The following is a 13,216-nucleotide window of genomic DNA, read 5'->3' as shown; positions in this document are numbered from 1 at the left end:
ACACCGCCCGGTTGAGCAGATCCACACATATCGACGGAACGTGTCCGCGCCGTCACGCTCCCGGCCGCCCTGCCTACCCCTGACAGGGTGTGGTTGGCCGGGTGGCCGGTGCCGATACTGGGAGTCATGCAGGCATCAGGACAGCTCGGCGAGTTCCTCCGCTCGCGCCGCTCCCGGCTCAGCCCGGAGGAGGCCGGGGTGGCCACCTACGGCGGGCGGCGGCGCGTTCCCGGGCTGCGCCGGGAGGAGCTGGCCCTGCTGGCCGGGGTGAGCGCCTCGTACTACGCCCGGCTGGAGCAGGGGCAGGCCACCAACGCCTCACCCGAGGTGCTGGACGCGCTCAGCCGGGCGCTGCGCCTCGACGACACGGAACGCCACCACCTGACCGGGCTGGCCGCCGGGCACCGACGTCCGGCCGCCCGCCGGCCGCCGCCGGAGCGGATCGACCCGGCCGTACGCCAGCTCGTCGCCGCGCTCGGGGACGTGCCCGTGCTGGTGCTCGGCCGGCGGCTCGACGTGCTGGCCTGGAACACCGCCGGGCACGCCCTCTTCGCCGGTCACCTGGACCCGGCGGTGGTGGACCGGCCGGACCGGCGGCCCAACATGGCGCGGCTGGTCTTCCTCGACGCGCACACCCGTGACCTGTACGTCGACTGGCCGACCAAGGCACGGGCGGTGGTGGCGACCCTACGGATGGCCTCCGGGCAGCACCCGGCGGACCCGTTGCTCGCCGCCCTGGTCGGCGAGCTGGCGGTCCGCAGCCCCGAGTTCGCCGCCGGGTGGGCCGACCACCGGGTCAAGGCCGGCGGCGCCGCCGGCTACACGATGCGGCACCCGGTGGTCGGCGAGCTGACCGTCACCCAACAGACCCTGCGGACCGGGGACGACCAGGCGGTCGTCGTCGCCACCACCGCACCGGGTTCCCCGTCGCAGGCGGCGATGACGCTGCTCGTGCACGCCGCGGTCACCGGCCGCGCCACCGTCCGGCAGCCGCTGCCCACCCACGGCTGACCGCCGTCACCCACCGACGGCGGGCCTCCCCGCCCACCTGCGGCTGACGGGTTCCTGCCCACCCACGGCGGGCCCGCTGCCCACCCGCCCACGGCCGACCCGCCGCCGCCCCACCGGCGGCAGCGTGGTGCTGCCGTCCCCTCCGGCCCGGCGGGCCGGCGACCGACCCGACGGTCCGGTCGGCCGACGCCGCGGCGACACCGTAGGACGAGGGCACCCGAACGGGTGCCGGATCGTCCACGCCCGATACCGGGTCCACTCGCGGACCCCTCACCAGAAGGACGAACCATGCGCAGAAGAATCCTCACCCTCGCGGTGGCCGTCGCGGCGGCCGGCACCCTGGTCGTACCGTGGGCGGATCCGGCACCGGCGAGCACCCCGACCGCCGCCGTCACCCCGGCCCGGTCGGCTCCCGTCGTCCCTGCCCGGTCGGCCCCGGCGGCGCGGATCGTGACCCACTTCGACCTGGCCAAGGGGCAGCTACCGGAGAACATCGCGCTCGGCCCCGACGGCACGGCCTACCTCACGTTCGCGGCGGCCCGGCAGGTCGCCGCCGTCGACCGGGCCGGACGGACCCGGGTGCTGGCCACCCTGCCGGCCCCGGCCGACGGCGGCGTCGCCACCCCCGTGCTCGGCTTCGCGCTGACCACCGGCCTCGTCCGGACCGGTGACGGCACGCTCTACTTCCTGTACGCCAGCGGCGACGCCGCCAGCACCGGCCTCTACCGGATGCCGCCCGGCCAGCAGCCCCGGCGGATCGCCGCGCTGCCGGCGGCAGGGCTACCGAACGGCCTCGCCCTCGACCCGGCGAGCAGGACGTTCTACGTCACCGACTCGGTGCTCGGCACCGTCTCGACCGTTCCGCTGGCCGGCGGTGCCGCCCGGGTCTGGTCGTCGGCGTCCGCGCTCGCCGCGACGGGGTTCCTCGGCGTCAACGGCGTCAAGGTGCGCGGCGGTGCGGTCTGGGTGACCAACCTGGACCAGGGCACCCTGCTGCGGATCCCGCTGCGGCAGGGCCGGGCCGGGAGGGTGGAGACCAGGGCGACCGGCCTGGTCGGCCTGGACGACTTCACCTTCGCCCCCGACGGCCTGGTGGTCGCCGCCCTCAACGGCCCGAACACGGTGGTGGGCATCGACCGCGACGGGCGGACCCGGACCCTGCTGACCGGTGCCGACGGGCTCCAGAACCCGACCTCGGTGGCCGTACGCGGGCACACCCTCCTGGTGGCCAGCGCCGCCTACACCACCGCGACCGATCCCAACCTGATCGCGGCCACCCTGCACCACCGCTGAACGCACCGCAGGTGCGCGGGCCGGCCGCCGTCGTGACGACGGCGGCCGGCCCGCAACGCTGTCGGTACGACGACCCCGCTCAGACCTCCACGACGGTCGGGACGATCATCGGACGGCGGCGGTACGCGTCGTTGACCCAGCGCCCCACGGTGCGCCGGACGATCTGCTGGAGCTGGTGCGGATCGGTGACGCCGTCCGCGGCGGCCCGGTTGAGCGCCTCGGTGACCAGCGGGATCACCGGGTTGAACGCGGCCGGGTCCTCGGAGAAGCCCTTCGCCGACAGGGTCGGACCGGCCACCACCTTGCCGGTGACCGAGTCGACCACCACGGTGGTGGCGATGAACCCGCCGTCGCCGAGGATCCGCCGCTCGGTGAGCAGCGACTCGCTGACGTCGCCCACGGCCAGGCCGTCGACGTAGACGTACCGGCTCTTCACGTGCCCCACCACGCTGGCCCGGCCCTCGACCAGGTCGACCACGTCGCCGTCCTCGCAGATGACCACCCGGTCCGGGGCGACACCGGACTCGATGCCGAGCCGGGCGTGCGCCCGCAGGTGCCGCCACTCGCCGTGCACCGGCATCAGGTTGCTCGGCCGCACGACGTTGAGCAGGTAGAGCAGCTCGCCGGCCGGGGCGTGCCCGGAGACGTGCACCTTGGCCACGTCCTTGTGCACCACCACCGCGCCGGCCCGGGCCAACCGGTTGATCACCCGGTAGACCGAGGTCTCGTTGCCGGGGACCAGCGAGGAGGCCAACACGACGGTGTCACCGGGGGCGATCGTGATGTGCCGGTGGTCGCCGCTCGCCATCCGGCCCAGCGCGCTCATCGGCTCACCCTGCGACCCGGTGGACATCAGCACGATCTGGTCGGGCGGCAGCGTGGTGGCCTCCTCGATCCCGATCACCAGCCCGGCCGGGATGTTGAGCAGGCCGAGGTCACGGGCGATGCCCATGTTGCGGACCATCGACCGGCCGATCAGCGCCACCTTGCGGCCGTGTTCCAGCGCCGAGTCGAAGACCTGCTGCACCCGGTGCACGTGCGAGGCGAACGAGGCGACGATGATCCGTCCCCGTGCCTTCGCGAAGATCGAGTCGAGCACCGGCCCGATCTCCCGCTCCGGGGTGACGAAACCGGGGATCTCGGCGTTGGTGGAGTCCGACAGCAGCAGGTCGACGCCCTCCGCGCCGAGCCGGGCGAAGCCGGCCAGGTCGGTGATCCGGCCGTCCAGCGGGAGCTGGTCCATCTTGAAGTCGCCGGTGTGCAGCACCAGGCCGGCGGGGGTACGCACGGCCACCGCGAGCGCGTCCGGGATCGAGTGGTTGACCGCGAAGAACTCGCACTCGAACGGACCCAGCCGCTCCCGACCACCCTCCCGCACGGTCAGCGTGTAGGGCTGGATCCGCCGCTCGGCCAGCTTGGCCTCGACCAGGGCCAGGGTGAACTGGGAGCCGACCAGGGGGATGTCCGGCTTGTGGGCGAGCAGGTACGGCACCGCGCCGATGTGGTCCTCGTGACCGTGGGTCAGCACGATCGCCTGCACGTCGGCCAGCCGGTCCAGGATCGGCCCGAAGTCGGGCAGGATCAGGTCCACGCCGGGCTGCTCGACGTCGGGGAAGAGCACCCCGCAGTCGACGATCAGCAGCTTGCCGTCGTACTCGAAGACGGTCATGTTCCGACCGATGGCACCGAGTCCGCCGAGCGGGATGATCCGCAGGCCGCCCTCGGGCAGTGGCGGGGGCAGTTCACCCTCGAATTGCGCCTCGGTCACGCGTCCACCTCATTCTGCGACGCCGTAACCCGGCGTCCGTCGTGTCGTTCGGTCATTCGGGCAGGTCCAGGCCCGCCGCCACGCAGTCCGCGCGCAGCAGGGCCAGTTCGTCGTCGGTGGCGTCTGCCAGCGGCGGACGCACCGGCCCGGCGGGCAGGCCCATCGCGTTCAGGCCCGCCTTCACCAGGATGGTCCCCGGGCTGCGGAAGATCCCGGTGAACAGCGGCAGCAGCCGCCGGTGCAGGGTCAGCGCCGTGCCGGTGTCCCCCGCCTCGTACGCCTCGATCATCCGCTTGGCGAGCGCGCCGGTGAAGTGGGTCGAGGTGCCGACCAGCCCGACCCCGCCGACCGCCAGGGTGGGCAGGGTCAGCGCGTCGTCGCCGCTGTAGAAGGCGAGGTCGGTGCGGCTGGTCACCCAACTGGTGGCGGTCAGGTCGCCCTTGGCGTCCTTGACCGCGACGATCCGCTCGTGCGCGGCGAGCCGCACCAGCGTCTCGGTCTCGATCGGCACCCCGGCACGGTGCGGGATGTCGTACACCATCACCGGCAACCCGGTGCCGTCGGCGACCGCGGTGAAGTGCCGCAGCAGGCCGCGCTGCGGCGGCTTGCTGTAGTACGGCGTCACGACCAGCAGGCCGTGCGCCCCGGCCTTCTCCGCCGTGGCGGCCAGCTCGATGGTGTGCCGGGTGTCGTTGGTGCCCACCCCGGCCACCACCTGCGCCCGGTCACCGACCGCCTCCACCACCGCCCGGACCAGGGACTCCTTCTCCGCGTCCGTGGTGGTCGGCGACTCACCGGTGGTGCCGTTGACCACCAGCGCGTCGTTGCCCTGCTCGTCGACGAGGTATGTCGCCAGCCGCGCCACGCCGTCGAGGTCGAGGGAGCCGTCGGCGGTGAACGGGGTCACCAGCGCGGTGAGCAGTCGCCCGAAGGGACGGGGGGTGGCCCGGTCGGGGGCGGCAGGGTGGTCGTGCGTCATGCTCACAACCTAGCGGACGAGCACCGGACGTCCGGTGGGGAAGGGCTCAGGACAGCTGTGCGTACGGGCTCGTCGCCACCTCGGTGCCGTCGGGCAGGGTGGCGACCACGAAATCGGCGAACACGTTCGGGGCGACCCGCTGGAGCTGCCGCAGGCACTCCACGGCCAGCTCGCGGATCTCCACGTCGGCGTGCTCGGTGGCCCGCATCCCGATGAAGTGCCGCCAGGCCCGGTAGTTGCCGGTGACCACGATCCGGGTCTCGGTGGCGTTGGGCAGCACCGCCCGCGCCGCCTGCCGGGCCTGCTTGCGCCGCAGCGTCGGGTTGGGCTCGTCGGCGAACCGCTGCTCCAGCCCCTCCAGCAGCTCGGTGTACGCCCGGACGCTCGCCTCGGCGGCCTCGACGAACCGCTTGTGCAGCTCCGGGTCGTCGGCGATCACCGCCGGCTCGACCATCGCCGCGTCCCGCTCCGGGACGTAGCGCTGGGAGAGCTGGGAGTAGGAGAAGTGCCGGTGCCGGATCAGCTCGTGGGTGAACGAGCGGGACACCCCGGTGAAGTAGAACGTCACGCTGCCGTGCTCCAGCACCGACAGGTGACCGACCTCCAGGATGTGCGCCAGGTAGCCGGCGTTGGTGGCGGTCGCCGGGTTCGGCTTGGACCAGCTCTGGTAGCAGGCCCGGCCGGCGAACTCGGCGAGCGCCTGGCCGCCCTCGGCGTCGGTCGACCACGGCACGTCGTCGGGGGCCTGGAACTGGGTCCACGCGATCAACTGCACCTGGGGCTGCACCATCTCCGGCATTCCTGCGACTGTAGTGGCCCGACGGACCGCGGGGAAACCCGGGCCACCGCGCTGACCAGCGAGATCATGGACAGTTCGACCCGGGGGCGGCGACGGGTGGCCAACGTCTCCCCGGGGACGGCGGATCAGACGTAGAGGGCGGTGAACGGTGCCCAGGGCAGGTTGCGCACCACCGAGAAGGCCATCCAGACGGCGAGGAAACCGCCGATCACCGGGGAGCTGAGCCGCAGCTCGGGCAGCCGCCAGCCGAACGCCTGCTTACCGGCCCAGGCGACGAAGAGGTAGGCCAGGAACGGCACCGCGAAGACGAAGAGGAAGTGGTGCCGGGCGGCGGCCGGCAGGTCGGCGTGCAGCAGGTACCACAGCGCCCGGGTGCCCCCGCAGCCCGGACAGTCCAGCCCGGTGGTGAGCTTGAGCAGGCAGCTCGGTGGGGCGTCCGGGTCGCTGGTGGTCGGGCCGCTCATCAGCGCGTACGCCATCCCGGCACCGACACAGCCGAGCGCGGCCAGCGGCACCGCCCACCGTGGCGAACGGTCGTAGAGCCGGACCACGAGACGGGTCAGCCGGTCCGGCTCGGGCTGCTGCCAGGCCACGGGCGGCCCGGCCGACCAGGGGGCGGGCGGCACCGGGTCGGTGCCCTGCGCTGTCCGGCCCGGCCCGGCCGACCAGGAGCCGGGCGGCATCGGATCGGTGTCCTGCCCCGACCGGCTCGGCCCGGTCGGCCCGTCAACGCTCGTCACGACCTCACGGTACACCGGTGAGACGATGCAGCGCGGCGGCGAGCGGGGCCGCCAGGTCGCCCGCCGCCGGTGGGGCGACCGCGTCCAGACCGAGCCAGCCGGCGAGCCGGCGCAGCTCGGCGGCGAGCGCGACGGCCGTCTCCCCCGGGTCGACGCCGGGCTCCTGCCAGGCCGCCGGCACCAGCAGCACCCCGGCCTTCCGGTCGGCCTTGAGGTCGACCCGGGCGGTGAACCGCTCGCCCTGCAGGAACGGCAGCACGTAGTAGCCGTGCACCCGCTGCGCGGCCGGCACGTAGATCTCGATCCGGTAGCCGAAGCCGAACAGCCGCTCGGTGCGGGCCCGCTCCCAGACCAGCGGGTCGAACGGGCTGACCAGGGTGTTGACCCGCACCCAGCGGGGCAGCCGGGCGTCGACGTGCCGCCAGGCCGGCTGCCGCCACCCCGGCACCGTCACCGGCACCAGCTCACCGGCCTCGACCAGCTCGGCGACGGCCTGCCGGGCGCCGGCCAACGGGAGCCGGAAGTAGTCCCGCAGCTCCGGCTCGGCGGCCACCCCGAGCGACCGGGCCGCCACCGCGACCAGGGTGCGGTACGCCTCGGCGTCGGTCGGCGTGGGCGCGTCCAGCACGGCCGCCGGCAGCACCCGTGCGGGCAGGTCGTACCGGCGGGCGAAGGAGGGGGTACGGGTGGCGGCGGTGACCTCCCCGGCCCAGAACAGGAACTCCAGCGCCCGCTTCACCGCCGACCAGTTCCACCCCCAGTTGCCGGTCTCCCGGGGCGCGTCGTGCTCGATCTCGGCGGCGGTCAGCGGCCCCCGGTCGGCCACCTCGTCGCGGACCCAGGCGACCAGCTCGGGCTGCTCCTGGGCGATCCGCCGCATCCCGCCCCAGGCGTCGTCGCGGGCCTTGGCCATCCGCCAGCGCAACGCGGCGTGCAGCCCCACCGGCACCAGGGACGCCTCGTGTCCCCAGTACTCGAACAGCTCCCGGGGCGGACGGTAGGCGGCGGTGTCGAGCAGGCTCGTCGGGTACGGGCCGAGCCGGCTGTAGAGCGGCAGGTAGTGCGCGCGTTGCAGCACGTTGACCGAATCCATCTGGATCAACCCGACCCGGTCGAGCACCCGGCGCAGGTGCCGGCGGGTGGGCGCCCCGGTGGGCGGCGGGTCGGCGAAACCCTGGGCGGCGAGCGCCATCCGCCGGGCCTGGGCGAGCGAGAGCGATTCCGGTGCGGCCATCGCCGACGACCCTAGACCAGCGGTACGACACCGGACCGGGTACTGGACCGAACGCCCGCCGGGGCATAGAACGGACACATGCTCACTATCCGCCGCGAGGAGCCGGACGACGCCGAGGCGATCGCCCGGGTGCACATCCACGGCTGGCAGGCCGGGTACGCCGGCTTCATGCCGGCCGAGGTGCTGGCCCGGCTCAACCCGGTGGCCTGGGCGCAGCGCCGACGGGACCTGGGCACCGCGGACCCGGAGCACCCGTTCACCACCCTGCTCGCCGAGATCGACGGGGTGCCGGCCGGGTTCACCACGTTCGGCCCGTACCGCAGGAACCAGGACCGGGGCGACCTCGACCCGACGTACGGCGAACTGCTGGCGATCTACGTGGAGCCGGCGCACTGGGGCGACGGCACCGCGCGGACCCTGCTCGCCGCCGCCCGGGACGGCCTGGCGGCACGCGGCTGGCGGGAGTACCGGGTCTGGGTGCTGGCCGACAACGCCCGCGCCCGCCGGTTCTACGAGCGGGCCGGCCTGTCAGCCGACGGCCGACGGTCCCGCTACCCGGTGCCGCTGGCCGGCGGCGGACCCCCGGTCCACCTCGACGAGCTGCGCTACACCGGCCGGCTCCCCGGCTGACCCGACCGGGCTCGACGGCCCGTCACCCCGGCCGCCGACCGGGGCGGCCCAGGCCCGGACCGGCAGCAGCACCAGCAACGCGAGGCTGATCCAGACGTAGGTGTTGCTGCCCAGGAAGCCGGTGACCCCGGTGAAGTCCTTCTCCCAGGCCCAGACGATCCGGCTGCACAGCAGCGCGTAGCCGACCGCCGCCAGGGCGAGCAGCGCCCGCCGCCGCAGGCCGCCGGCGGGGGCGGCGACGGCATTGTCGACCAGCAGGATCAGCGCCGGGATCAGCCAGACCAGGTGGTGCACCCAGGTGACCGGGCTGACCAGGCACATCACCGCGCCGGTCAGCGCCAGCCCGGTGGCCTCGTCGCCGACCGCCACGGCGGCCCGGCAGCGCCAGGCCCAGACGACCAGGGTGAGCAACACCAGGGTCAGCCAGGCCAGGGTGCTCGGATGTTCCGGATTCAGCCGGGCCACCACCCCGCGCAGCGACTGGTTGGACACGAACGCCAGCTCGCCCACCCGGTCGGTGTTCCACAGCGCCGACGTCCAGAACTCCCGGGCGGCGTCGGGGAAGAGACCGGCGGCGAGCAGCGTGGCCGCCGCCGCGGCGGCCACCGCGGTACCGGCGGCCCGGAACCGCCGGGTGACCAGCAGATAGACGATGAAGACGCCCGGGGTCAGCTTGATCGCGGTGGCCAGCCCGATGCCGACCCCGGCCCACCGGTTGCCGGCCGGCAGCAGCCGCAGCAGGTCCACCGCCACCAGGAAGAGCAGCAGCATGTTGACCTGGCCGAAGTTGACCGTCTCGCGCATCGGCTCGAACGCGGCGGCCAGGCAGAGCGCCACCGCCAGGGTGAACCAGCGGGTCCAGCCGGCCCGCCGGGCGACCGGGTCGAGCAGCCACCAGACCAGCACCGCGCTGACCACCACCGTGGCCGCCACGCTGACGGCGATCGCCACCGGCCACGGCAGGTACGCCATCGGGAGCATCACCAGGGCCGCGAAGGGCGGGTAGGTGAAGCCGTACTGGGTGCCGGGCTTGAGGTAGTCGTAGATCTCGCCGTGGTCGTGGACCCAGAAGTGCAGCGCCCCGTAGTAGACCTTGAGGTCGAAGAAACCGTGCCGGACGGCCGCCACGGACAGGAAGGCGGTCACCGCGACGGCGAGCACCACCACCGCGACGACCTGCCCGGTCGTCCGCCTGGCACCCTGCGCCACCGTCGTCTCCCTCGCTGTGGCCTAGGCTTTCGTGCCATGGCTCTGGGGTTCGTCCGCCCGGCGCGTCCGGAGGACGCCGCCGAGATCGCCCGTGTGCAGCTCGCGACCTGGCGGGTCGCGTACCGTCGACTGCTGCCCCGGCACGTGCTCGACAACCTGGACGAGGCGTGGCTCGCCCGGCGGTGGAGCGCCGCGGTGCAGGAGCCGCCCTCGGCCACGCACCGGGTGCTCGTCGCCGTGGAACAGGCCGAGCAATCCTATCTGGTGGGTTTCGCGGCTTCCGGGCCGGCGGACGCCGAAGCGCTCGCCCCGGGCGAGCCGCCGGCGGCGCTGGGGGCCGGGGTGGCGGCGGTGACCGACCTGCTGGTCGAACCGCGCTGGGGCCGACGCGGGCACGGCAGCCGGCTGCTCGCCGCCGTCGTGGACGGCTGGCGGGCCGACGGGTTCACCCACGCGGTGGCCTGGGCGTTCGACGGGGACGAGGCGACCCGCCGGTTCCTCACCAGCACCGGCTGGGAGCCGGACGGCGCGGCCCGCGCGCTGGACGTCGACGACATGCTCGTCGGCCAGGTACGGCTGCACGTGGCGGTCCCCGCCGAGCCGGCCGACACGCCCTGACCCCGAGCCGGTCCGCCGCGTCGCGGCCGGTCGTGTCGGCCCCACCTGGTAGACCGTCAGGATACGGGCGGCAACGAGGGAGACGAGCATGTTCCGGGAGACGAAGGCGTTCAGCGGGTTCTCGGCCGACGACACCGACCGGGCGCGGGACTTCTACGCCGGCACCCTCGACCTGCGGGTGTCGCAGCTCGGCGGCCCCGGCGGGCTGCTGAGGCTGCACCTGGCCGGCGGCCGGGACGTGGTGGTCTACCCGAAGGCCGACCACGTGCCGGCGACGTTCACCGTGCTCAACTTCCCGGTCCCCGACGTCGACCGGGCCGTCGACGAGCTGACCGCGCGGGGGGTGCGGTTCGCCCGGTACCCGGGGTTCCCGCAGGACGACCGGGGGATCATGCGCGACAACGGGCCGACGATCGCCTGGTTCACCGACCCGGCCGGCAACATCCTGTCGGTGATCGAGCAGGAGTGACACCGCCGAGGGCTCAGCGGCGGAGTTCGGCGACCACGGCCCGCTCTGCCGCTCGGCGGGGCGGGGTACGGCGCGGCCGGACAGCGGGGCGGCGCGGCCGGACAGCGGGGCGGCGCGGCCGGACAGCGGGGCGGGGCGCGTTACGGCGCGGCGCGGTGGCCTAGTCGAGCAGGGCGTCCAGGCCGATGGTCAGGCCCGGTCGCTGCCGCACCGACCGCACCGCCAGCAGCACCCCCGGCATGAACGACACCCGGTCGTACGAGTCGTGCCGGATGGTCAGCGTCTCGCCCAGGGTGCCGAACAGCACCTCCTGGTGGGCGAGCAGGCCGGTGGCGCGGACCGCGTGCACGCGTACCCCCTCGACGTCGGCGCCCCGCGCGCCGGGCACCTCGTCCCTCGTGGCGTCGGGGGCCGGGCCGAGACCGGCGTCGGCACGGGCCTGGGCGACCAGCCGGGCGGTGTGGGTGGCGGTGCCGCTCGGCGCGTCGAGCTTGCGCGGGTGGTGCTGCTCGATGATCTCCACGGACTCGAAGTGCCGGGCCGCGCGGGCCGCGAACTGCATCATCAGCACCGCGCCGATGCCGAAGTTCGGTGCGATCACCACCCCGACGTCGGACCGGTCGGCCAGCCAGCCGCGCACCTGGTCGAGCCGCTGCCCGGTGAAGCCGCTGGTGCCGACCACGGCGTGCACGCCCCGGTCGACGCACCAGCGCAGATTGTCCATCACGGCGTCCGGGGTGGTGAAGTCGACGACCACCTCGGCGGCGGAGACGGCGGACAGGTCTTCGTCCTGGTCGACGGCGGCCACCAGGTCCAGGTCGTCGGCCCCCTCGACGGCCCGGCACACCTCGGCGCCCATCCGGCCCCGGGCACCCAGCACACCCACCCGGATCGACCCGTCCCGGCCCTTCGTCTGCTCCTCAGTCACGGGGCACAACCTATCCCAATCGGGACGCGGCCCACCGCCGGACCACCACCGTCCCACACCCGCCGCCGGCAGCGGGCTCAGCCGACCCGGCCGCAATGGGCTCAGCCGACGAAGTCGCGCTCCCCGAACGGGCCGACCACCGCCAGCGACATCGGCCGGCTCAGCAGCTCGGCGGCCAGGGTGTTCACGTCGGCCACGGTCACCGCGTCGACCCGGGCCAGCAGCTCGTCGACCGGCGTCAGGTCGCCGTAGAGCAACTCGCCCTTGGCCAGCCGGCTCATCCGGGATCCGGTGTCCTCCAGGCCCAGCACGAACGAGCCCTTGCTCATCCCCTTGCCCCGGGCCACCTCCGCCCCGGTGAGCCCGTCGGCGGCCACCCGGGCCAGCTCGGCGCGGGTGAGCTGGAGCACCTCGTCGACCTTGCCCGGCGCGCAGCCGGCGTAGACGGCGAACAGGCCGCTGTCGGCGTACTGGCTGGCGTAGGAGTAGACCGAGTAGGCCAGGCCACGGCGTTCGCGGATCTCCTGGAACAGCCGGCTGGACATCCCGCCGCCGAGGACGTTGTTGAGCACCCCGAGGGCGAACCGCCGGTCGTCGACCCGGTCGATGCCGGGGCAGCCGAGGATGACGTGCGCCTGCTCGGTCTCCTTCGGCTCGACCAGGACGGTGGCCGGCTTCGTGCGTACCGTCGGGGTGGTCGGCCGGGGCGTGCCCGGCTCGGCCGGGGCGGTGTCCAGCGGGGTGCCGTGCAGCGCCCGGCGGACCAGCCGGACCACGGCGGCGTGGTCGAGGTTGCCGGCGGCGGCGACGACGATCTGCGGCGCGGTGTAGCGGCGACGGTAGAAGCCCTGGATCTGCCGGCGGGTCATCGGGGTGACCGTCTCCTCGGTGCCGGAGATCAACCGGCCGAGGGGGTGACCACCGTAGACGGCGCGGGCGAACAGGTCGTGCACCTCGTCGCCGGGCTCGTCGTCGTGCATGGCGATCTCTTCGAGGATGACCCCGCGCTCGGTCTCCACGTCGGCCGGCTCCAGCAGCGAGTCGGCGACCGCGTCGCACATCACGTCGATCGCCAGCGGCAGGTCCTCGTCCAGCACGCGGGCGTAGTAGCAGGTGTACTCCTTGGTGGTGAAGGCGTTGGTCTCACCACCCACCGCCTCGATCTCCGAGGAGATCTCCAACGCGGTGCGCTTGTGGGTGCCCTTGAAGAGCAGGTGTTCCAGGAAGTGCGCGGCACCCGCCTGCGGGCCGGTCTCGTCCCGCGAACCGACGGCGACCCAGATGCCGAACGAGACACTGCGCATCGTCGGGATCGCCTCGGTGAGCACCCGCAGGCCGCTCGGCAGGACGGTACGCCGCACGGTCCCACCCAACGGGTCGTCACTGATCGTGCGGGTGACCGCCCGGGACGCCGTGCCGGCGCGACCGGCCTGCCCGGCGGTGGCGTGCCGGACGGCACCGGGCGGGGTCACCGGCCGTCGAGCCGGGGGGAACGGCGAACGGCTCACGCAAACCTGCTCTCCGTGCGACGAGGGGTG

General features: G+C 74.0%; 13 protein-coding genes. 5 read left to right on the top strand and 8 right to left on the bottom strand.

Annotation, left to right across the window (positions count from 1 at the left end; genetic code table 11):
• The first annotated feature begins 126 nt into the window (after positions 1–126).
• Together O7612_RS08785 and O7612_RS08780 are read left to right on the top strand one after the other, a co-directional pair.
• Positions 127–1,011 (top strand): helix-turn-helix transcriptional regulator, encoded by an 885-nt coding sequence (locus tag O7612_RS08785; RefSeq protein WP_282272103.1) that lies wholly within the window; start codon positions 127–129, stop codon positions 1,009–1,011.
• Positions 1,012–1,299: 288 nt separating this feature from the next.
• Entirely contained in the window at positions 1,300–2,304 is a 1,005-nt protein-coding gene (locus O7612_RS08780) for a hypothetical protein (RefSeq protein WP_282272101.1), read from the top strand.
• 79 nt (positions 2,305–2,383) lie between these two features.
• Here O7612_RS08780 and O7612_RS08775 read toward each other — a convergent pair whose 3' ends face one another.
• From O7612_RS08775 to O7612_RS08755, 5 genes are all read right to left on the bottom strand, one after another.
• The gene (locus tag O7612_RS08775) at positions 2,384–4,072 is read right to left on the bottom strand and encodes a ribonuclease J (RefSeq protein WP_067302660.1); all 1,689 of its coding nucleotides are present in this window, start codon (positions 4,070–4,072) and stop codon (positions 2,384–2,386) included.
• 52 nt (positions 4,073–4,124) lie between these two features.
• A complete protein-coding gene (dapA, locus tag O7612_RS08770; RefSeq protein WP_282272098.1) occupies positions 4,125–5,051 on the bottom strand; it encodes a 4-hydroxy-tetrahydrodipicolinate synthase in 927 nt (308 codons plus the stop codon).
• Positions 5,052–5,097: 46 nt separating this feature from the next.
• The gene (gene thyX, locus O7612_RS08765; protein ID WP_282273849.1) at positions 5,098–5,841 is read right to left on the bottom strand and encodes an FAD-dependent thymidylate synthase; all 744 of its coding nucleotides are present in this window, start codon (positions 5,839–5,841) and stop codon (positions 5,098–5,100) included.
• A 134-nt stretch (positions 5,842–5,975) separates the two neighbouring features.
• Positions 5,976–6,533 carry a DUF2752 domain-containing protein gene (locus tag O7612_RS08760; RefSeq protein WP_282273848.1) on the bottom strand — a complete coding sequence of 186 codons (558 nt, stop codon included), beginning with the start codon at positions 6,531–6,533 and terminating at the stop codon, positions 5,976–5,978.
• A gap of 61 nt (positions 6,534–6,594) precedes the next feature.
• The gene (locus O7612_RS08755) at positions 6,595–7,824 is read right to left on the bottom strand and encodes a crosslink repair DNA glycosylase YcaQ family protein (protein ID WP_282272096.1); all 1,230 of its coding nucleotides are present in this window, start codon (positions 7,822–7,824) and stop codon (positions 6,595–6,597) included.
• Positions 7,825–7,902: 78 nt separating this feature from the next.
• Here O7612_RS08755 and O7612_RS08750 point away from each other — a divergent pair, with 78 nt between their 5' ends.
• Positions 7,903–8,454 carry a GNAT family N-acetyltransferase gene (locus tag O7612_RS08750; RefSeq protein ID WP_282272095.1) on the top strand — a complete coding sequence of 184 codons (552 nt, stop codon included), beginning with the start codon at positions 7,903–7,905 and terminating at the stop codon, positions 8,452–8,454.
• On the opposite strand, the gene O7612_RS08745 is transcribed toward O7612_RS08750, so the two are convergent.
• Positions 8,353–9,663 carry a glycosyltransferase 87 family protein gene (locus O7612_RS08745; protein WP_282272093.1) on the bottom strand — a complete coding sequence of 437 codons (1,311 nt, stop codon included), beginning with the start codon at positions 9,661–9,663 and terminating at the stop codon, positions 8,353–8,355. The genes O7612_RS08750 and O7612_RS08745 overlap by 102 nt on opposite strands.
• 36 nt (positions 9,664–9,699) lie before the next feature.
• Between O7612_RS08745 and O7612_RS08740 the strand changes: the two genes are divergently transcribed.
• On the top strand, positions 9,700–10,281 hold the full coding sequence (locus tag O7612_RS08740; protein ID WP_282272091.1) for a GNAT family N-acetyltransferase: 582 nt from the start codon (positions 9,700–9,702) through the stop codon (positions 10,279–10,281).
• Between the two features lie 88 nt (positions 10,282–10,369).
• Complete coding sequence (locus O7612_RS08735) at positions 10,370–10,750, top strand: VOC family protein (RefSeq protein ID WP_282272089.1); 381 nt, start codon at positions 10,370–10,372, stop codon at positions 10,748–10,750.
• Positions 10,751–10,910: 160 nt separating this feature from the next.
• Here O7612_RS08735 and dapB read toward each other — a convergent pair whose 3' ends face one another.
• Both dapB and O7612_RS08725 read right to left on the bottom strand, forming a co-directional pair.
• Positions 10,911–11,678, bottom strand: a complete 768-nt coding sequence (gene dapB, locus O7612_RS08730) for a 4-hydroxy-tetrahydrodipicolinate reductase (protein WP_282272087.1) — start codon at positions 11,676–11,678, stop codon at positions 10,911–10,913.
• 101 nt (positions 11,679–11,779) lie between these two features.
• Positions 11,780–13,066 (bottom strand): pitrilysin family protein, encoded by a 1,287-nt coding sequence (locus O7612_RS08725; protein WP_282273847.1) that lies wholly within the window; start codon positions 13,064–13,066, stop codon positions 11,780–11,782.
• Between the last annotated feature and the right edge of the window lie 150 nt (positions 13,067–13,216).

This window comes from Micromonospora sp. WMMD987, from assembly GCF_029581435.1.
Taxonomy (GTDB): domain Bacteria; phylum Actinomycetota; class Actinomycetes; order Mycobacteriales; family Micromonosporaceae; genus Micromonospora; species Micromonospora rifamycinica.
The sequence above is the reverse complement of the archived record's forward strand: the minus strand, read 5'-3'. Positions and strand labels throughout refer to the sequence as shown.

Excerpts from the sequence above, each read along its gene's own strand:
- O7612_RS08785 (WP_282272103.1), top strand. The coding sequence starts at position 127 with ATGCAGGCATCAGGACAGCTCGGCGAGTTCCTCCGCTCGCGCCGCTCC.
- O7612_RS08780 (WP_282272101.1), top strand. The coding sequence starts at position 1,300 with ATGCGCAGAAGAATCCTCACCCTCGCGGTGGCCGTCGCGGCGGCCGGC.
- dapA (WP_282272098.1), bottom strand. The coding sequence starts at position 5,051 with ATGACGCACGACCACCCTGCCGCCCCCGACCGGGCCACCCCCCGTCCC.
- thyX (WP_282273849.1), bottom strand. The coding sequence starts at position 5,841 with ATGGTGCAGCCCCAGGTGCAGTTGATCGCGTGGACCCAGTTCCAGGCC.
- O7612_RS08760 (WP_282273848.1), bottom strand. The coding sequence starts at position 6,533 with ATGCCGCCCGGCTCCTGGTCGGCCGGGCCGGGCCGGACAGCGCAGGGC.
- O7612_RS08755 (WP_282272096.1), bottom strand. The coding sequence starts at position 7,824 with ATGGCCGCACCGGAATCGCTCTCGCTCGCCCAGGCCCGGCGGATGGCG.
- O7612_RS08750 (WP_282272095.1), top strand. The coding sequence starts at position 7,903 with ATGCTCACTATCCGCCGCGAGGAGCCGGACGACGCCGAGGCGATCGCC.
- O7612_RS08740 (WP_282272091.1), top strand. The coding sequence starts at position 9,700 with ATGGCTCTGGGGTTCGTCCGCCCGGCGCGTCCGGAGGACGCCGCCGAG.
- O7612_RS08735 (WP_282272089.1), top strand. The coding sequence starts at position 10,370 with ATGTTCCGGGAGACGAAGGCGTTCAGCGGGTTCTCGGCCGACGACACC.